This window comes from Micromonospora pallida (assembly GCF_900090325.1).
Taxonomy (GTDB): Bacteria; Actinomycetota; Actinomycetes; order Mycobacteriales; family Micromonosporaceae; genus Micromonospora; species Micromonospora pallida.
The window spans coordinates 6654665-6671828 of record NZ_FMHW01000002.1; the positions used below are offsets into that span (position 1 = coordinate 6654665).

Annotated in this window: 18 protein-coding genes; 12 read left to right on the forward strand and 6 right to left on the reverse strand. The window is 71.9% G+C overall.

Annotated elements, in window-relative coordinates; translation table 11 throughout:
- The first annotated feature begins 25 nt into the window (after positions 1-25).
- Positions 26-562, forward strand: a complete 537-nt coding sequence (locus GA0074692_RS28375; protein ID WP_091649770.1) for a type III secretion system chaperone family protein — start codon at positions 26-28, stop codon at positions 560-562.
- 73 nt (positions 563-635) lie between these two features.
- Entirely contained in the window at positions 636-1343 is a 708-nt protein-coding gene (locus GA0074692_RS28380; RefSeq protein WP_091649775.1) for a hypothetical protein, read from the forward strand.
- A 421-nt stretch (positions 1344-1764) separates the two neighbouring features.
- Here GA0074692_RS28380 and GA0074692_RS28385 read toward each other — a convergent pair whose 3' ends face one another.
- Complete coding sequence (locus tag GA0074692_RS28385; RefSeq protein ID WP_091654228.1) at positions 1765-3078, reverse strand: MDR family MFS transporter; 1314 nt, start codon at positions 3076-3078, stop codon at positions 1765-1767.
- 153 nt (positions 3079-3231) lie between these two features.
- On the opposite strand from GA0074692_RS28385, the gene GA0074692_RS28390 reads away from it, so the two are divergent.
- Positions 3232-3999 carry a phosphoglyceromutase gene (locus tag GA0074692_RS28390; protein ID WP_091649779.1) on the forward strand — a complete coding sequence of 256 codons (768 nt, stop codon included), beginning with the start codon at positions 3232-3234 and terminating at the stop codon, positions 3997-3999.
- A 228-nt stretch (positions 4000-4227) separates the two neighbouring features.
- On the opposite strand, the gene phoU is transcribed toward GA0074692_RS28390, so the two are convergent.
- Positions 4228-4869 carry a phosphate signaling complex protein PhoU gene (gene phoU, locus GA0074692_RS28395; RefSeq protein ID WP_091649783.1) on the reverse strand — a complete coding sequence of 214 codons (642 nt, stop codon included), beginning with the start codon at positions 4867-4869 and terminating at the stop codon, positions 4228-4230.
- A gap of 259 nt (positions 4870-5128) precedes the next feature.
- Here phoU and GA0074692_RS28400 point away from each other — a divergent pair, with 259 nt between their 5' ends.
- Both GA0074692_RS28400 and GA0074692_RS28405 read left to right on the forward strand, forming a co-directional pair.
- Entirely contained in the window at positions 5129-6418 is a 1290-nt protein-coding gene (locus GA0074692_RS28400) for an ATP-binding protein (RefSeq protein WP_091649786.1), read from the forward strand.
- A gap of 22 nt (positions 6419-6440) precedes the next feature.
- Positions 6441-7124 (forward strand): response regulator transcription factor, encoded by a 684-nt coding sequence (locus tag GA0074692_RS28405; protein WP_091649789.1) that lies wholly within the window; start codon positions 6441-6443, stop codon positions 7122-7124.
- Between the two features lie 80 nt (positions 7125-7204).
- On the opposite strand, the gene GA0074692_RS28410 is transcribed toward GA0074692_RS28405, so the two are convergent.
- Together GA0074692_RS28410 and GA0074692_RS28415 are read right to left on the reverse strand one after the other, a co-directional pair.
- A complete protein-coding gene (locus GA0074692_RS28410; RefSeq protein WP_091649793.1) occupies positions 7205-7876 on the reverse strand; it encodes a response regulator in 672 nt (223 codons plus the stop codon).
- A complete protein-coding gene (locus GA0074692_RS28415; protein ID WP_091649796.1) occupies positions 7873-9534 on the reverse strand; it encodes a sensor histidine kinase in 1662 nt (553 codons plus the stop codon). Before GA0074692_RS28415 ends, GA0074692_RS28410 begins: the two co-directional genes overlap by 4 nt.
- A 99-nt stretch (positions 9535-9633) precedes the next feature.
- On the opposite strand from GA0074692_RS28415, the gene GA0074692_RS28420 reads away from it, so the two are divergent.
- From GA0074692_RS28420 to rraA, 5 genes are all read left to right on the forward strand, one after another.
- Positions 9634-10641, forward strand: coding sequence for a Bug family tripartite tricarboxylate transporter substrate binding protein (locus GA0074692_RS28420; protein ID WP_091649799.1), 1008 nt, complete (start codon positions 9634-9636; stop codon positions 10639-10641).
- Complete coding sequence (locus GA0074692_RS28425; protein WP_245730494.1) at positions 10638-11264, forward strand: tripartite tricarboxylate transporter TctB family protein; 627 nt, start codon at positions 10638-10640, stop codon at positions 11262-11264. Before GA0074692_RS28420 ends, GA0074692_RS28425 begins: the two co-directional genes overlap by 4 nt.
- Positions 11264-12769 carry a tripartite tricarboxylate transporter permease gene (locus tag GA0074692_RS28430; protein ID WP_091649804.1) on the forward strand — a complete coding sequence of 502 codons (1506 nt, stop codon included), beginning with the start codon at positions 11264-11266 and terminating at the stop codon, positions 12767-12769. The genes GA0074692_RS28425 and GA0074692_RS28430 overlap by 1 nt, the downstream gene beginning before the upstream one ends.
- Entirely contained in the window at positions 12766-13158 is a 393-nt protein-coding gene (locus GA0074692_RS28435) for a universal stress protein (protein WP_091649807.1), read from the forward strand. Before GA0074692_RS28430 ends, GA0074692_RS28435 begins: the two co-directional genes overlap by 4 nt.
- 61 nt (positions 13159-13219) lie before the next feature.
- The gene (gene rraA / locus GA0074692_RS28440; protein ID WP_091649810.1) at positions 13220-13726 is read left to right on the forward strand and encodes a ribonuclease E activity regulator RraA; all 507 of its coding nucleotides are present in this window, start codon (positions 13220-13222) and stop codon (positions 13724-13726) included.
- Positions 13727-13749: 23 nt separating this feature from the next.
- On the opposite strand, the gene GA0074692_RS28445 is transcribed toward rraA, so the two are convergent.
- Entirely contained in the window at positions 13750-14547 is a 798-nt protein-coding gene (locus tag GA0074692_RS28445; protein WP_091649815.1) for a DUF3109 family protein, read from the reverse strand.
- A gap of 73 nt (positions 14548-14620) precedes the next feature.
- On the opposite strand from GA0074692_RS28445, the gene GA0074692_RS28450 reads away from it, so the two are divergent.
- Both GA0074692_RS28450 and GA0074692_RS28455 read left to right on the forward strand, forming a co-directional pair.
- Positions 14621-15565: a Ppx/GppA phosphatase family protein gene (locus GA0074692_RS28450; protein ID WP_091649819.1), complete on the forward strand. Its 945-nt coding sequence runs from the start codon at positions 14621-14623 to the stop codon at positions 15563-15565.
- A 75-nt stretch (positions 15566-15640) separates the two neighbouring features.
- Positions 15641-16447 carry a sugar phosphate isomerase/epimerase family protein gene (locus GA0074692_RS28455; protein WP_176738618.1) on the forward strand — a complete coding sequence of 269 codons (807 nt, stop codon included), beginning with the start codon at positions 15641-15643 and terminating at the stop codon, positions 16445-16447.
- 177 nt (positions 16448-16624) lie between these two features.
- On the opposite strand, the gene GA0074692_RS28460 is transcribed toward GA0074692_RS28455, so the two are convergent.
- The gene (locus GA0074692_RS28460; protein ID WP_091649824.1) at positions 16625-17161 is read right to left on the reverse strand and encodes a CGNR zinc finger domain-containing protein; all 537 of its coding nucleotides are present in this window, start codon (positions 17159-17161) and stop codon (positions 16625-16627) included.
- Positions 17162-17164: the final 3 nt, after the last annotated feature.

The following is a 17164-nucleotide window of genomic DNA, read 5'->3' on the forward strand; positions in this document are numbered from 1 at the left end:
GTCGGCCGGTCGTAGAGTGGGGTCGATGAGCGCGAAGAGCGACGTTGCCGCCCTGATCGAGGACTACTGCGCGGAGCGGGAGCTGGAGCACGAGGCGACCGGCCCTACGTCGTACGCGGTCACCCTGCCCGGCACGCACAAGCTGAAGACGATCTGCAACCTGATCGTGGGCGAGCACGCGCTGCGGATCGAGGCGTTCGTCATGCGCCAGCCGGACGAACGGCGCGAGGAGCTCTGGGCCTGGCTGCTGCAACGCAACGCCCGCATGTACGGGGTGGCCTTCTCCGTCGACGCGGTCGGCGACGTCTACCTGACCGGCCGGGTCAACCTCACCGGGCTGGACGCCGACGAACTCGACCGGCTCCTGGGCGCGGTGCTGACCTACGCCGACGAGTCGTTCGACACGATGCTGGAGATCGGCTTCGGCACGGCGATCCGCCGGGAGTGGGAGTGGCGGGTCAAGCGGGGCGAGTCCACCGCGAACCTCGCCGCGTTCGCCCACCTCTTCGCCCCGTCGTCGGGCGAGGGTTCCGCGGCGGCCGGAGGTTCGGAACCGGCCTGACGGGTATGCCGCTGCGCGCGGTGTGGCACGGGGATCCACCGCGACGACGGACTGTCGAGGAGCGTGAGCGTCCATGGCTCAGCGGAACAGCTCTGGTCGCGGTGGGACCGCGACCGCGACGAGGCAGCGGGTGGGGAGTCGACAGGGCTCCTCGTCGGACATCGCCCAGCTACGGGTGGACGAGATCCGCGCGCGGCTGCGGGCGTACGGGGTCTCGGGCGTCTCCCGGCTGCGCAAGCCGGACCTGGTACGGGAACTGGTCCGGGCGGAACGGCGCGGCGGTCCCGCTAAGCGGAGCACCGGGCCGTCCGGGCGTGCGGCCGGGGGCGGTCGGGGAGCCGCCCCGGCACGGGCGACCGGCACCCGCGCCGGGCAGGGGCGGGCGGAGCGCAAGACGTCGACCCGGGCGGGTACGCGTACCGGGCGGGCCTCATCCCGGTCGGTACGGTCGTCCCAGCGGATCGACTCGACGGCGGACCGGCCGGAGCGTCCCGGGCGCAGCCTGGTCACCACTAGCCACGAGGTGATCCAGCGGTGGGCGCGGGCGCGCGGGGCGAAGCCGGCCACCATCGCCGGCACCGAGCGCGACGGCCGGGTCGGGGTGCTGACCTTCGACCTCCCGGGCTACCGGACGAGCCGGCGGCTGCGTCAGGTCACCTGGAACGAGTGGTTCCGCACCTTTGACGAGCGGCGGCTGAACCTGATCTACCAGGAGCAGCTGCGGGACGGTCGGCCCAGTAACTTCTTCCGGACCGAATCACCCGATCGAGAAGATGCCTGAGCCGTTTAGTGGAATGCGGGACGGGTATGCGCTCGTTGTCAACGGTGGAGTCAGGTAACCGGCTGTGACCGGTGAGACAGCTCGAAACGGTTGTCACGGGAAACTGACCGAACTAGCTTTATTGCCCTACGACACGCTTGGAAACGTTCGGGGGAGCGGCGGATCGATCAGATCCGCGCACCAGGTGTGACGTAGGGGGACAGGTGGACCATCGCCGTTGGGGGACGGCGCCCACCTGTTGAACCGGCGGCGCGAGCGGGCGACGCTTACGGGGGTGAGTGTCGCCCGCCGCCGCCGGGTGAACCAACGCGGGCGTCCGGATCCGACCACGTCGGGCTGGACGCCCGCTTTCGTGTCCCGGCAACACGTCCCCGACGTTCGGGGCCGGGAACGTGCGGCCCGGAGTGGGCTTTGCCGGGTGTCAGCGGGCCGGGGTGGGCTCCGCCGGGGCGGTCGCCGCCGCCTCCGCCGCCTGCGGGACGGGCGGCACCAGGACGGTGGCCGGCTCGACGACCGGCTGGCGCAGCGCGACGGCGCGCCGCTCCCGGGCTGGGCCGGAGAGCAGGTGGGCGGCGGCCATGACCCCGCCGATCGCGGCACAGCCCAGCCAGAGTGCGACGTTGCCCGCCTCCTGCCGGACCAGGCCGCCGAGGATCGGCGCGGTGGCCCCGGCGAGCTGCCAGGAGAGGGAGAAGACCCCCTGGTAGCGCCCGCGCATCTCGGCCGGGGAGAGCTCGGCGATCAGTGTGGAGTTCGACGGGGAGCTGAGCATCTCGCCGAGGGTCCAGATCAGCACGGTGAGCGCGTAGAACCAGGCCACCCCCGCGAAGGCGGTCAGGCCGAAGCCGACGCCCATCACGACCGAGGCGAGGGCGAGGACGTGGGACCGGCTGCGACCCCGGATCAGCCGGGGCACGAAGAGCTGCCCGAACACGATCAGGACGCCGTTGAGCGCGATCACCGACCCGTACGTCGAGGTGGAGAGACCGTCCTCGCCCATGGCGATCGGAAGCATCGAGATGTGCTGGAGGAAGACCAGCGCGCTGAGCAGGTTGAGCGCCACGAAGCCGAGGTAGACCCGGTCGGTGAGGATGGTACGCAGGGCACCCCGGGGAACGCCCGCCCCGCCGGCCCGGGCCACGCCGTGCTGCCGGGTCTCCCGGACCTTGACGAAGATGACCAGGGCGGTGGCCAGCGTGGTGGCCGCGTCGACGACGAAGAGCAGCAGGTAGTCGACCTCGGCGGCGAAGCCGGCGAGCACGGCGGCACTGGCGAAGCCGAGGTTGACCGCCCAGTAGTTGAGGGAGAAGGCTCGCAGCCGGTCCCGCTCCGGGACCACGTCGATCATCATCGCGCCGAAGGCGGGCCGGGCGGCCTCGGCGAAGAGGCCGAGCAGCAGCGCCCCGGCGGCGACCGCCCACAGCGGACGGGCGAAGCCCAGCGCGAGCATCATGCCGGCCGCGCCGACGTGTGCGGTGATCAGGGTGGGCTTGCGCCCCCAGCGGTCCGTGAGCACCCCGCCCGCGGTCGTGCCGACCGCGCCACCGGCACCCCAGAGCCCCAGCACCAGGCCGGCCTGGAGTTCGGAGAAGCCTCGCTCCTGGGTCAGGTAGATGGCGAGGAAGATCACCACGAACGAGCCGAGCCGGTTGATCAGGGTGCCGGTCCAGAGGTACCAGAAGGTGGCGGGCAGGCCGCCGGTCGTCTCCCGGAACCAGCCCCGTACCGTCCGCACGCCGCGCACCCCCGCCTCGTAATGACCAACAACTGTCTTGATGCCTTACGCAACCTAGTCCCGTCCCCTGACCGGGTCATCCGCTTTTCCACGTGGTGGTCGTCACCGCCTCCCGCCGCGTGTCCGACCCGGGGTTCGGGCAGGATGATCCCCATGACTGCGAGCGAAGGGCCCACCGTCGGGACGCTGGTCCTGCTGCGGCACGGCGAGAGCGACTGGAACGCCAAGAACCTCTTCACCGGCTGGGTCGACGTCGACCTGACCGCCAAGGGCGAGGCCGAGGCGCGGCGTGGCGGCGAGCTGCTGCGTGAGCACGACCTGCTCCCGGACGTCGTGCACACCAGCCTGCTGCGTCGGGCGATCCGCACCGCCGAGCTGGCGCTGCACGCCGCCGACCGGCACTGGATCGCGGCGCGCCGGTCGTGGCGGCTCAACGAGCGCCACTACGGCGCCCTTCAGGGCAAGAACAAGAAGCAGACCCTCGACGAGTACGGCGAGGAGCAGTTCATGCTCTGGCGCCGCTCGTACGACACCCCGCCGCCGCCGATCGACGACGCCGACGAGTGGTCCCAGGTCGGCGACCCCCGGTACGCGCTGCTGCCGACCGAGCTGATGCCGCGTACCGAGTGCCTCAAGGACGTCGTCGAGCGGATGCTGCCGTACTGGTACGACTCGATCGTGCCGGACATCCTCGCCGGCCGGACGGTCCTGGTGGCCGCGCACGGCAACTCGCTGCGCGCGCTGGTCAAGCACCTGGACCAGATTTCCGACGACGAGATCGCGAAGCTGAACATCCCCACCGGGATCCCGCTGCGCTACGACCTCGACCCGCACCTGCGTCCGCTCACCCTGGGCGGCACCTACCTCGACCCGTCCGCCGCCAAGGATGCCGCCGCGGCCGTCGCCAACCAGGGTCGCTGAACCGCCCGTCCGACCGGTAGCCGCCCACGGTTCCTGCGGACGAGCAGTCGCAGGCGAGTAGTTGGGCGTGAGCAGTTGGTTGTTAGCAGTTGGGTGTTAGCAGTTGGGTGTTAGCAGGGGCCCCTTGTTACCGCTTTTTGAGTAGCAGGGGACCCCTGCAACCACCCCAGCCCAGCCCACCCCAGCCCACCCCAGCCCAGCCCACCCCATTCGGGCGGGCGGCAGGGTTCAGACCGGTTCGCCGGTGACCAGGTAGACCACGTGTTCGCCGGCGTTCACCGCGTGGTCGGCGAAGCGCTCGTAGAACCGGCCCAGCAGGGTGGCGTCGATCGCCGTCTCGACCCCGTACGGCCAGGCGTCGTCGAGCAGGACGGCGAAGAGACCCCGGTGCAGGTCGTCCATGGCGTCGTCGTCCCGGTCCAGTTCGGCGGCGAGGTCGGCGTCCGGATCGGCCAACACCGAGGCGATCTTCGCGGCCATCCGGTCCGCGATGTCAGCCATGTCGGTGAAGATCGGCCGCAGCTCGGCGGGGACGACGGGGGAGGGGTGCCGCCGCAACGCGGTCTTGGCGACGTGGTCGGCGAGGTCGCCCATCCGCTCCAGGTCGGCGGCGACGTGCAGCGCGGTGATCACGGCCCGCAGGTCCGAGGCGACCGGGGCCTGCCGGGCGAGCAGCTCGCAGACCCGCTCCTCCACGTCCCGGTACAGTCCGTCGATCTCGGCGTCCCGCGCGATCACCACCTCGGCCGCCTTCCGGTCGGCGGTGAGCAGCGCCCGGGTGGCCTGCCGCATCGCGGCCCGGATCCCCTCGGCCATGTCGACCAGCAACTGGCTGACGGTCTGTAGTTCGGCCCGGAACTCGTCGCGCATCGTCACGTCCTGTCGTCGGTCGCCGCCCGTTGGGCCGGGACGGCGTGCTGGTTGGTTGCCTGGCGGTCCGGGCGGCGGATGGGACACCGCCGGTGCCGGCCCGGTGGTGCGGTGTGTCGCCAACCGTAGGGATGGGCGGCGGGCCTGGGGTGAACCCCGGTGAACCGCCATGGTCGGAATGGTGAACTCTGCCAAAAGCGAGCGTGATTCGCCCCATTATGCGCGGTTGCCAGGTGAACAATGACCCTACGATCGCCGGGTGGACTGGGCAGCGACGGTTGGCGTGGCGCTGGGACTGGTGGCCGGACTGGTCGCCGGGTTCCTGCTGGCCCGGTACGCCGGCCGGCGGCGCGCCCCGTACGCCAGCGTCGCAGGATCCGGGTGGAACACGGCAGAAAGGCCCGTCATGCCCGACGACCAGCAGGGGGGCCTGTCCGGGCTCGGCCGCAAGACGATCGACTCTCTCCGGGCCGGCGTGGTCGTGCTCGACGCCGACGACCGGCCGGTGCTGGTCAACCCGGCGGCCCGGGCGATGGGTCTGCTCCGTACCGGCAGCACCCCCGGCTCGATGGCCGCACACCCGTTGATCCGTACCCTCGCCGGGCAGGTGCGGCGCACCGGCGTGCGCCGCGAGATCGAGCTGGACCTGCCCCGGGGCCGCGACAACGTCGGGCCGGACCCGCTCGGGGTGCACCTGCGGGCGATGGGCATCGGCGGCGGACACGTGGCCGTCGAGGCCGTCGACGTCACCGAGTCGCACCGCCTCGCCCGGGTCCGCCGTGACTTCGTGGCCAACGTCAGCCACGAGCTGAAGACCCCGATCGGCGCGCTGCAACTGCTCGCCGAGGCGCTGCTCGACGCTACCGAACCGGTCGGCCCGGACGCCGCCGACCCGTCCGAGGACGTGGCCGCCGCCCGCCGGTTCGCCGAGCGGATCCAGCACGAGTCGACCCGCCTGGGCCGGCTGGTCCACGAGCTGCTGGAGCTGACCCGGTTGCAGGGCGCCGAGCCGCAGCCCGCCCCCGAGCCGGTCGCGGTGGACTGGGTCGTCGCCGAGATGCTCGACCGGACCCGCACCCGGGCCACCGCCCGGCAGGTGGCCATCGCCGTCGGGGGCGAGCGGGGCCTGACCGTGTACGGCAACGACAACCAGATCGCCACGGCGGTGGCGAACCTGGTCGAGAACGCGATCATCTACTCCGGCGAGGACACCACCGTCAGCGTCACCGTCCGTAGCGACGACGAGCACGTCCAGATCGCCGTCACGGACCAGGGCATCGGTATCGCCCCCACCGACGTGGACCGGATCTTCGAGCGGTTCTACCGTGCCGACCAGGCCCGATCGCGTTCCACCGGGGGCACCGGCCTGGGCCTGGCCATCGTCAAACACATCGCCAGCAACCATGGCGGACGGGTCGAGGTGTCGAGCACTCTTGGTGGTGGTTCGACGTTCACCCTTCGGCTGCCCGCCCGTCCGCCGGACGACCTGGCGGCGACACTCCAGTCTGCTGAGATCGAGGCCGGCCCGGCCGAGCTCCGGCAGGTCTGACCGTACCGAAAGGAAACCCCTGGTGAGCCGCGTTCTGGTGGTCGAGGACGAGGAGTCCTTCTCCGACGCCCTGTCGTACATGCTCCGCAAGGAGGGCTTCGAGGTCTCGGTCGCCGCGACCGGGACGTCCGCCCTCACCGAGTTCGACCGGACGGGCGCGGACATCGTCCTGCTCGACCTGATGCTCCCCGAGATGTCCGGTACGGAGGTCTGCCGGCAGCTCCGCCAGCGCTCCCACGTGCCGATCATCATGGTCACCGCGCGGGACAGCGAGATCGACAAGGTGGTCGGCCTGGAGATCGGGGCGGACGACTACGTGACCAAGCCGTACTCGCCGCGCGAGCTGGTCGCCCGGATCCGGGCGGTGCTGCGCCGGCAGAGCGTCGAGGCGGTGGAGAGCGGGGGGCCGACGCTGGCCGCCGGCCCGGTCCGGATGGACATCGAACGGCACGTGGTGACCGTCGACGGCGCGCCGGTGCAGCTTCCGCTCAAGGAGTTCGAGCTGCTGGAGCTGCTGCTGCGCAACGCCGGTCGGGTGCTCACCCGGGGCCAGCTCATCGACCGGGTCTGGGGTGCGGACTACGTCGGCGACACGAAGACCCTTGACGTGCACGTCAAGCGACTGCGCTCGAAGATCGAGCCGGAGCCGTCCGCGCCGCGCTACATCATCACCGTGCGTGGCCTCGGCTACAAGTTCGAGCCGTAGGGGTCAGGTGGGCCCCTGCAGCCGCTTTCTGTATGGCAGGGGTTCCACCTGCGAACATCTGGGTGAGACGGCCGGCCGGGTCAGCCGACCCAGCAGTAGCGGCGTTCGGGCCGACCGGCAGCGCCGTAACGCAGGGTCACCTCGGCCCGGCCGGTGCCGGAGAAGTGCTCCAGGTAGCGACGGGCGCTGACCCGGGAGATGCCCACCTGACTGGCGCACTCGGCCGCCGACAGGGTGCCCTCGTGCTCGCGCAGCGCGCGTTCGACCAGCTCGGCGGTCTCCGTGCTGAGGCCTCGGGGCAGGGCCGGGGTGGCGACCGAGCCGCTGCGGGAGAGCACCCGGTCGACGTCGGCCTGGTCGCTGACCACGGTGGCGCGTGGTGCGCTGCGCCGGGCCGCGTACTGCTCCAGGCGGGTGCGCAGCTCGTCGAAGCCGAACGGCTTGAGCAGGTAGTTGACCGCGCCGTAGCGGACTGCTCGGCGTACCGCCTCGGCCTCCCGGGCGGCGCTGATCACCAGCACGTCGCAGTCGTGCCGGGCCGCCCGCAGCCGGGTCACGACGTCGAGACCGAACATGTCGGGCAGGTAGAGGTCGAGCAGCACCAGGTCGGGCCGGAGTTCGTCGACCGCGGCGACCGCCTGCTCGCCGGTGCTCGCGGTGCCGACCACCCGGAAACCGGCGATCCGTTCGACAAAACCGCAGTGGATCCGGGCCACCATGAAATCGTCGTCGACGACGAGCACGCTGATCACCGGGCCTCCTCCCGCTCGTGCGGCACCGACATCCGGGCGGTGAACATCGCACCCTCCCCGGTGTTCGTCACCGCGATCTCGCCACCGCGGCGGGTGCAGACCAGCCGGGTCAGGGCCAGCCCGATGCCGCGTTCGCCGCCCTCGGCCGCCTTGGTGGTGAAGCCGTGGGTAAAGACCTCCTGCGCCAGCTCCGGGGCGACCCCGGGACCGGAGTCGCGGACGACGATCTCCACCGACGAGGCGTCCTGGCGCAGCTCGACCTCCACCCACGCGTCCCCGGTGGTGTTCGCCGTCGTGCCGGGGCTCCCGTCCCGACCGCCCGCGACCGCCTCGACGGCATTGTCCACCAGGTTGCCGAGGACCGTGGCGATGTCTGCGGCGACGTCCGGGGCCAGCCGGCCCAATCCGGTCCGCTCGGAGATCCGGAGCTCGACGCGTCGCTCGGCGGCCACCGCCGACTTGGCCATCAGCAGGGCGGCCACCGCGGTGTCGTGGATGCGGCTGGTGACGGTCAGGTCCAGCGAGGCCCGGTGCCGGCTCAGCGCGTCGACGTACCGCACCACCTCGTCGTGTTCGCCGATCTGGATCAGCCCGGAGATGGTGTGCAGTTGGTTGGCGAACTCGTGGGTCTGCGCCCGCAGCAGTTCCGTGGTGCTGCGGAACGAGCCGATCTCCTGCTCCAGCCGGGCCAGTTCGGTCCGGTCCCGCAGGGTGGTCACCGAGCCGAGCCGCCGGCCGGCCTTGTCGACCGTCATCCGGTTCATCACCAGCACCCGGCCACCCCGGACCACGACCTGGTCGCGCGCCTCCGGACCGCTGCCGGCCCCGGCCAGCACATCCCGCAGCCGGCCGGAGATACGCAGCTCGGCGAGGCTGCGGCCGAGACAGTGTTCGGGCAGGTCGAGCAGTCGCCGCCCGACCACGTTGATCAGGGTCACCCGCTGCTGCGGGTCCAGCGCGATCACCCCCTCGGCGATGCCGTGCAGTAGCGCCTCCCGGTGTTCGGCCAGCCCGGCGATCTCCCGGGGCTCCAGGCCGAGGGTCTGCCGCTTGATCCGCCGCGTCAGCAGCCAGGACCCGATCACCCCGAGCGCGCTGGCGATCCCCAGGTAGGTGAAGAGGTACGAGGAGGCACCGACCAGCCGCTCCGACCAGGTTGGTGACGCCTCCCCGATCACCACCACGCCGAGCTGTCGTCCGAGGTTCTCCTCCCGGGCGCCGAGCACGGGCACCTGGGCGACCAGCTCGCGCGACCCGTTGGTCTCCAGCTCGCCGGACCAGCTACGCCCCTGCGCCACGCGGGGGTCACCGAGCACCACCGGGCTGCCCACCAGGGTCGGGTTCGTGGAGCTGACCACCCGGCCGCGGCCGTCCGCCACGGTCACCGAGGTCACTCCGGCCTGGGTCAGCGCGTTCTGCACCAGCGGAGCGATCGTCTCCCGGGGCGCCGGTCGGGTGAGCCGGTCGCGGAGCAGCGGGTTCCCCGCGAGCTGCTCGCCCAGGGCGGCGACCCGGCGTCCCTCGACCCGGTTGAAGGTGGCCGCGGACTGGGCCAGCGACACGGCGGCGACGGCCACCAGCACCACCACGATGATCGCGAGCTGGAGGACCAACAGTTGCCCGGCGAGGCTACGGGAACGGGATGTGATCGCGACCACAAAGACCTCAACTTCCGCTGGTGACACAACGCAGACGGACGGTCTGTCCTGGGGCCATCATCTTGCCGCTGGACTCACTCGAAACGGAAGGGTAACAAGATGGCAACCAGGAGAAACGTGCTGTTCATCAGCGTCGCCGCCGCCACGGCGTTCGCCCTGGCCGCCTGCGGTGCGACCGCCGGGAAGGAGGACGCCGGCTCGGGCGACGACGGGCAACCGGTCAGCGGCCTGCGGATCATGGTGCCGAACAGCCCCGGCGGCGGGTACGACACCACCGCGCGGACCGCCGCGAAGGTGATGGAGGACGCCAAGATCGCCACCGGCGTGCAGGTCTTCAACCTGCCCGGTGCCGGTGGCACGGTCGGCCTCCAGCGGACCGTGAACGAGAAGGGCAACGGCAAGCTCGCCATGCAGATGGGGCTGGGCGTGGTCGGTGCCTCGTACACCTCCAAGTCGTCGGCGACGCTCACCCAGACCACCCCGCTCGCCAAGATGATCGAGGAAGCCGGTGCCATCGTGGTGCCGAAGGACTCGCCGTACCGGACCATCGGTGACCTGGTCGCGGCCTGGAAGGCCGACCCGAAGGGCGTCGCGGTCGGCGGCGGCTCGTCGCCCGGCGGCCCGGACCACCTCCTGCCGATGCAGCTCGCGAGGGCCGTCGGGATCGACCCCCGGCAGGTCAACTTCGTCTCGTACGACGGCGGCGGCGAGCTGCTGCCGGCGGTGCTCGGCGGCAAGGTGGCCTTCGGCGCCAGCGGCTTCGGCGAGTTCCTCGACCAGGTCGAGGCCGGTCAGATCCGGGTGCTCGCGGTGACCAGCGAACAGCCGATCGAGGCGCTCAAGGACGTGCCGACCCTCACGTCCGCCGGGATCGGTCTGGTCTTCACCAACTGGCGGGGGATCGTCGCACCTCCCGGCATCAGCGACGCCGACAAGAAGGTCTGGATCGACGCGCTGACGAAGATGCACGACTCCGACGAGTGGAAGGCCGAGCTGGCCAAGCGTGGCTGGACCGACGCCTTCGTCACCGGCGACGAGTTCGCCACCTTCCTGACCGAGCAGGACCGTGCGGTGGCCGAACTGCTCAAGCAGCTCGGGTTGGCATGACCGACATGACGACCCGCCAGGGCCGGGGTGGCGACCTGCCGCCCCGCCCGACCTCGACGACCGAACCCGTGGCGGACGACGTCGACCGACGGCCTCCGACGCCAGAGCCGGGGGTGGACGGCGATGCCGCGCCACCGCCGAAGCCGGACCGGGCCCAGTACGCCGTCTGTGCCTTCCTCGCCCTGGTCGGTGCGCTGGTCATCATCGACGCGACCCGCGTCGGGCAGGCGGTGAGCAGCGCCGACCCGATCGGTCCGAAGCCGGTGCCGATCCTGCTCGGTGTGCTGTTGCTGCTGGTCGCGCTGGTCTATGCGGTGGACGTGGCCCGCGGCGGCGCCGGTGAACCGGAGGCCGGCGAGGACGTCGACCTGAGCAGCCCGATCGACTGGCGGACCGTGTTGCTCCTGATCGGCGCGTTCCTGGTCAACGCCGTGCTCATCGACCGCCTCGGCTGGGTGATCAGCGGGTCGCTGCTCTTCTGGGGCTCGGCGTTCGCCCTCGGGAACCGCCACCACGTCCGGAACCTGCTGATCGCGGTCGCGTTGTCGCTGGTCACGTTCTACACCTTCGCCATCGGGCTCGGCGTCAACCTGCCCGCCGGCGTACTGCAAGGGATCCTGTGATGGACAACCTCGGACCTCTGCTCGACGGGTTCGCCAACGTGGTGACCCCGATGAACCTGCTGATCGCGCTCCTCGGCGTCACTATCGGCACTGCGGTCGGCGTACTTCCCGGTATCGGCCCGGCGATGACGGTGGCGCTGCTGCTGCCGGTCACCTACGGGATGGAGCCCACCCAGGCGTTCATCATGTTCGCCGGCATCTTCTACGGCGGCATGTACGGCGGCTCGACCACGTCGATCCTGCTCAACACCCCCGGCGAGTCGTCCTCCGTGGTGACCGCCATCGAGGGGAACAAGATGGCGCGGTCGGGTCGGGCCGCGCAGGCGCTGGCCACCGCCGCGATCGGCTCCTTCGTCGCCGGCACCATCGCCACCCTGCTGCTGGTGCTGGTCACCCCGCCGGTGGTGTCCTTCGCGATCAGCCTCGGCGCACCCGAATACTTCGCGCTGATGCTGCTGTCGTTCGTGGCGGTGACCGCGGTGCTCGGCGCGTCCCGGGTACGCGGCTTCGCCTCACTGCTGATCGGCCTGGTCATCGGCCTGGTCGGCATCGACACCGTGAGCGGCCAGCAGCGGCTGACCCTGGGGATCCCGCAACTCGCCGATGGTATCGACGTGGTCGTGGTGGCGGTGGGCATCTTCGCCGTGGGCGAGGCGCTCTGGATCGCCGCGCACCTGCGTCGTCGGGCGGCCGAGGTGATCCCGGTCGGGCGGCCGTGGATGGGGCGGCAGGACTGGAAGCGGTCCTGGAAGCCCTGGTTGCGCGGCACCGCGTACGGCTTCCCGTTCGGGGCGCTGCCGGCGGGCGGGGCGGAGATCCCGACCTTCCTGTCGTACGCGACGGAGAAGAAGCTCACGAAGCACCCGGAGGAGTTCGGCCGGGGCGCGATCGAGGGGGTCGCCGGCCCGGAGGCCGCCAACAACGCCTCCGCCGCCGGCACGCTGGTGCCGATGCTCGCGATCGGCCTGCCCACCAACGCCACCGCCGCGGTGATGCTGGCCGCCTTCCAGCAGTACGGCATCCAGCCCGGCCCACTGCTCTTCGAGCGGGAGTCCGGCCTGGTCTGGACACTGATCGCCAGCCTCTTCGTGGGCAACCTGCTGCTGCTCGTGCTCAACCTGCCGCTCGCACCCGCCTGGGCGCGGCTGCTCCAGGTGCCGCGCCCGTACCTGTATGCCGGGATCCTCTTCTTCGCGTCGATGGGTGCCTACGCGGTCAACGCCCAGCCCTTCGACCTGTTCCTGCTCCTCACCCTCGGGCTGATCGGTTTCGGCATGCGCCGGTTCGGGCTACCGATCCTGCCGCTGATCGTCGGGGCCATCCTCGGCCCGCGCGCCGAGTTGCAGGGCCGGCGGGCGTTGCAGCTCTCCGGCGGCGAGCTGCACGGCCTGCTCGGTGGCTGGGTGGCCTGGACGATCTACGCCGTCGTGGCGGTGGTGCTGCTCTGGCCGGTGATCGGGCGGTTCGTGGCCCGCCCGCTGAGGGAAAGGTTGGTGACCGGATGACCGTGCTGGTGGGATACGTGCCGTCGCCGCTGGGCAGGGCGGCGCTGCGGGCCGCCGTCGAGCAGGCCCGGCTCCGCGGTGAGCCGTTGCTGGTGGTGAACACCTCACGCGGGGACGCCTACGTCGACCCCCGGTTCGCGCCGGAGCCTGAGCTGGAGCGGGTCGGCCGGGAGTTGACCGCCGCCGGAGTGCCGTACACCGTCCGGCAGCTCGTGCGGGGACGGGACGCCGCCGAGGAGATCGTCGAGATCGCCGAGACGGAGGACGTGTCGCTGGTGGTGATCGGGGTGCGGCACCGGACCCCGGTGGGCAAGCTGATCATGGGTTCGACCGCGCAGGAGATCCTGCTTCGGGTGCCCTGCCCGGTGCTCGCGGTGAAGAGCGACTGAGAGTTCGTGGTGAAGAGCGACCGAGAGTTCCTGGTCAAGAGCGACCGAGAGAGGGAGAACCATGCCTGATCCCGCCACCGCCGACCTCGTCGACCGGTACGGCGACGCGCTCGGTTCCTGCGACACCCAGTTCCGTCAGTACGGTGGCCGGCCCGCCTTCCACGGACCGGCGGCCACCGTACGCTGCTTCGAGGACAACGCCCTGCTCAAGTCGGTGCTCTCCGAGCCGGGGGACGGCCGGGTGCTCGTGGTGGACGGCGGTGGCTCGGTGCACACGGCGCTGATGGGCGACGTCATCGCCGGCCTGGCGGTGGCGAACGGCTGGGCGGGCGTGGTCGTCAACGGCGCCGTCCGCGACGTCGCCGCCCTGGGCACCCTCCCGATCGGCATCAAGGCACTCGGGTCGAACCCCCGCAAGAGCGGCAAGACGGGAGCCGGCGAGCGGGACGTGCCGGTCTCCTTCGGGGGCTGCACCTTCGCGTCGGGCGCCGAGGTCCACAGTGACGACGACGGCATCGTCGTCCTGCCCCTGCCCGTCCGGAACGACCCCGGGACGCAGGGACGGTGACGACGGCACCGCTCGGCGGTGGGTCAGGCCGGGCTGGCCGGGTGGGGGGCGACCAGGCCCTGCCGGTGGCGGGCCGCGCAGAGCTCGGCGAGTTTCGTGTACGCGGGCTCGCCGATCAGCGCGGTCAGCTCCGGCCCGTACGACAGGTACATCGGCTCGCCGCCGACGTGCGCCTCCGGCGACGAGGTGCACCACCAGTCCAGGTCGTGTCCGCCCGCGCCCCAGCCCCGGCGGTCGAACTCGGCCAGCGTGGTGACCAGCACCTTGGTGTTGTCCGGCCGCTTGCTCCACTCCTGGTCCCGGCGGATCGGCAACTGCCAGCAGACGTCCGGCTTGTACTCCAGCGGGTGCACCCCGTCCCGCAGCGCCTGGGCGTGCAACGCGCACCCGCCCCCGGCGGGGAAGTTGGCGTCGTTGAGGAAGAGGCACGGACCGTCGACGCTCTGGGTGGCGGTCCGCCGGGCCGGGGTCTTGCCGTCGACGGTGTCCATCTCGGTCCAGTTCTTGAACCCGCGCCGGTGGTGCTGCCAGGTCTGCGGCGTCAGCCGCTTCGCGGCGGCCCGGACCCGCCTCTCGTCGTCGGAGTCGGTGAAGAAGGCGCCGTGCGAGCAGCACCCGTCCGCGGCCCGGCCGGCCACGATGCCGTGACAGCCCCGGCCGAAGACGCACGTCCACCGGGAGAGCAGCCAGGTCAGGTCCGCGCGGACGACGTGCCGGTCGTCGGCCGGGTCGACGAACTCGATCCACTCGCGGGGGAACTCCAGCGGGACCTCCCGGCTGCGGGGGTCCGTCGGGTCGTCCACCAGCACTCGGATCTCCATCCGGCCAGCCTACGCCCGGTGTCGCCCTCCGGCAGGCGAGCCGGGGGAGCGGGCGGGCTCTAGGGTCTTCACCATGCGACTTGGTGTCCTCGACGTCGGTTCCAACACGGTGCACCTGCTGGTGGTGGACGCGCACCACGGCGCGCACCCGTGGCCGGCACACTCCGAGAAGGCGGTGCTCCGCCTCGCCGAGCAGATCGGCCCGGACGGCGCGCTGACCCGGGCCGGCGCGGACGCGCTGGTCGAGGCGGTGAGCACGGCGCGGAAGTCGGCCGTCGACCTGGGCACCAACGACCTGATCGCCTTCGCCACCTCCGCCGTCCGAGACGCCACGAACGCCACCGAGGTGCTGGCCCGGGTCCGGGACGAGAGCGGCGTACGGCTGGAGGTGTTGTCCGGGGCGGACGAGGCGCGGCTGACCTTCCTGGCGGTGCGGCGCTGGTTCGGCTGGTCGGCCGGCCGGCTGCTGGTGCTGGATATCGGCGGCGGCTCGCTCGAGGTGGCCGCCGGCATCGACGAGGACCCCGACGTCGCGGTGTCGCTGCCGCTCGGCGCGGGCCGGCTGACCCGGGAGCGGCTCGGGGTGGACCCCACCACCGCCACCCCGCCCCCGGCCGAGGTCGTCGACGACCTGCGGCAGTACGTGGAGAAGTCGCTCGACCGGGTGGTCGAGCAGATGACCCGGGTCGGCTGGGAACGACCGGTCGCCACGTCCAAGACGTTCCGGACGCTGGCCCGGCTGGCCGGCGCGGCCCCGTCCAGCGCCGGTCTCTGGGCACCCCGCCAACTCACCCGCACCGGGCTGCGGCAGGTGCTCACCTTCATCCGGCACATCCCGCCCGCCCAGCTCGTCGGCGTGGAGGGCGTCAGCGCCGGCCGGTCGCACCAGCTCCTGGCCGGGGCGGTGGTGGCCGAGGCGGTGCTGCGCCGGTTGGACGTCGAGGCCCTGGACATCTGCCCCTGGGCGCTGCGGGAAGGGGTCATCCTCCGCCGGCTGGACCAGCTCGGGCCGGTGTGATCCGGATCCGGAGGGTACGGGGGGTTTGGGAGCGCTCGTCATGATGCCCGCATCGATGCGGGTTACCCTGGTCGGGTGACTCCCCGCGTCCCGGTGCTCCTATCCAGCTCCTCCGTCTTCCCCGAGCCGACCGCGGCGGCGTTCCAGATGGCCGCGGCGCTCGGCTACGACGGCGTCGAGGTCATGGTCTGGACGGACGCCGTCAGCCAGGACGCCGGCGCGCTGCGCGGTCTCGCCGCGCACTACGGCGTGCCGGTGCTGTCGGTGCACGCGCCCTGCCTGCTGGTCACCCAGCGGGTGTGGAGCGCCGACCCATGGGAGCGGCTGCGCAAGGCGGCGGAGCTGGCCGAGACGCTGGAGGCTCCGACCGTGGTCGTCCACCCGCCCTTCACCTGGCAGCGCGACTACGCCCGGAACTTCGCCGACGGCCTGGCCGAGGTCGGTCGGCGGCACGGCGGGCTGCGCTTCGCGGTGGAGAACATGTACCCGGTGCGGATGGCAGGGCGGCAGTTCGTCCCGTACGTCCCCGGTTGGGATCCGACCGACACCGGGTACGACGCGTACACCCTCGACCTGTCGCACTGTGCCGCCTCGCACACGGACGCGCTGGCGATGGCCGACCGGATGGGGGACCAGTTGGCCCACGTCCACCTCGGCGACGGCACCGGCGAGGGACGCGACGAGCACCTGGTGCCGGGTCGGGGCACCCAGCCCTGCGCCGAGCTGCTCTCGTCGCTGGCCGGTCGGGGCTTCACCGGCTCGGTGGCCGTCGAGGTGGCGACCCGGGGCGCGAAGAGCCGCGCGGTGCGCGAGGCCGACCTGCGCGCCGCCCTCGACTTCGCCCGCCAGCACCTCGCCGCCCCGTCCCCAGTCGACGCCTGACCACCGGCCGGGCCGTGCCTGACCGGCACCGCCTCCTGCGCCTGACCGGCACCGCCTCCTGCGCCTGACCGGCACCGCCTCCTGCGCCTGACCGGCACCGCCTCCTGCGCCTGACCGGCACCGCCTCCTGCGGTGACCGCAACGCCGCAGGGGTGGGAGGCGGTCAGCTCACGGAGGTCAGGGGGTGTCCGCGGTGGCGGCGCGTTTGCGGGCTCGGTGGGCGGCCACGTGCGACCGGGTGGCGCAGCGTTCCGAGCAGAACCGGCGGCAACAGTTGGACGAGGTGTCCAGGTAGACGTTGCCGCACCGTTCGTCCGCGCAGACCCCGAACCGGGCGCTGCCGTACTCGCAGAGCCAGACCGCGAGCCCCCAGACCGCGCCGGCCAGGTAGTCGACCGCGATCGAGGCGCCCCGGCTCGCCGGGTGCATGTGCCAGTCGCTGGAGTCGTGCCCGGAGATGTGCGGGTGCACCGGATACGCCTCCAGCAGGGCGTTCAGCTCGGCGACCGCCTCGGCGTCGCGGGCCGAGGCACCGTACTCGAAGACGCCGCGCAGCCGTTTCCGCGCCCGCCGGAAGGTCGCCAGATCCCGTTCCGTGATCTCCTCGCGCAGCCCCGCGTCCGCGGCGGGGAGCAGGGACCGGAGATCGTCGAGGTCGTCCAGGCGGGCGTTGACGAGGTCAACCCCATTCCGGGCGTACGCGTCGAAGTTCACACA

What these genes read in the sequence shown, in the direction of transcription:
- GA0074692_RS28445 (WP_091649815.1), bottom strand. Translation starts at nt 14,547, where the DNA reads ATGGAGATCCGAGTGCTGGTGGACGACCCGACGGACCCCCGCAGCCGG.
- GA0074692_RS28420 (WP_091649799.1), top strand. Translation starts at nt 9,634, where the DNA reads ATGGCAACCAGGAGAAACGTGCTGTTCATCAGCGTCGCCGCCGCCACG.
- GA0074692_RS28435 (WP_091649807.1), top strand. Translation starts at nt 12,766, where the DNA reads ATGACCGTGCTGGTGGGATACGTGCCGTCGCCGCTGGGCAGGGCGGCG.
- rraA (WP_091649810.1), top strand. Translation starts at nt 13,220, where the DNA reads ATGCCTGATCCCGCCACCGCCGACCTCGTCGACCGGTACGGCGACGCG.
- GA0074692_RS28425 (WP_245730494.1), top strand. Translation starts at nt 10,638, where the DNA reads ATGACCGACATGACGACCCGCCAGGGCCGGGGTGGCGACCTGCCGCCC.
- GA0074692_RS28450 (WP_091649819.1), top strand. Translation starts at nt 14,621, where the DNA reads ATGCGACTTGGTGTCCTCGACGTCGGTTCCAACACGGTGCACCTGCTG.
- GA0074692_RS28375 (WP_091649770.1), top strand. Translation starts at nt 26, where the DNA reads ATGAGCGCGAAGAGCGACGTTGCCGCCCTGATCGAGGACTACTGCGCG.
- GA0074692_RS28380 (WP_091649775.1), top strand. Translation starts at nt 636, where the DNA reads ATGGCTCAGCGGAACAGCTCTGGTCGCGGTGGGACCGCGACCGCGACG.
- GA0074692_RS28390 (WP_091649779.1), top strand. Translation starts at nt 3,232, where the DNA reads ATGACTGCGAGCGAAGGGCCCACCGTCGGGACGCTGGTCCTGCTGCGG.
- GA0074692_RS28430 (WP_091649804.1), top strand. Translation starts at nt 11,264, where the DNA reads ATGGACAACCTCGGACCTCTGCTCGACGGGTTCGCCAACGTGGTGACC.
- phoU (WP_091649783.1), bottom strand. Translation starts at nt 4,869, where the DNA reads ATGCGCGACGAGTTCCGGGCCGAACTACAGACCGTCAGCCAGTTGCTG.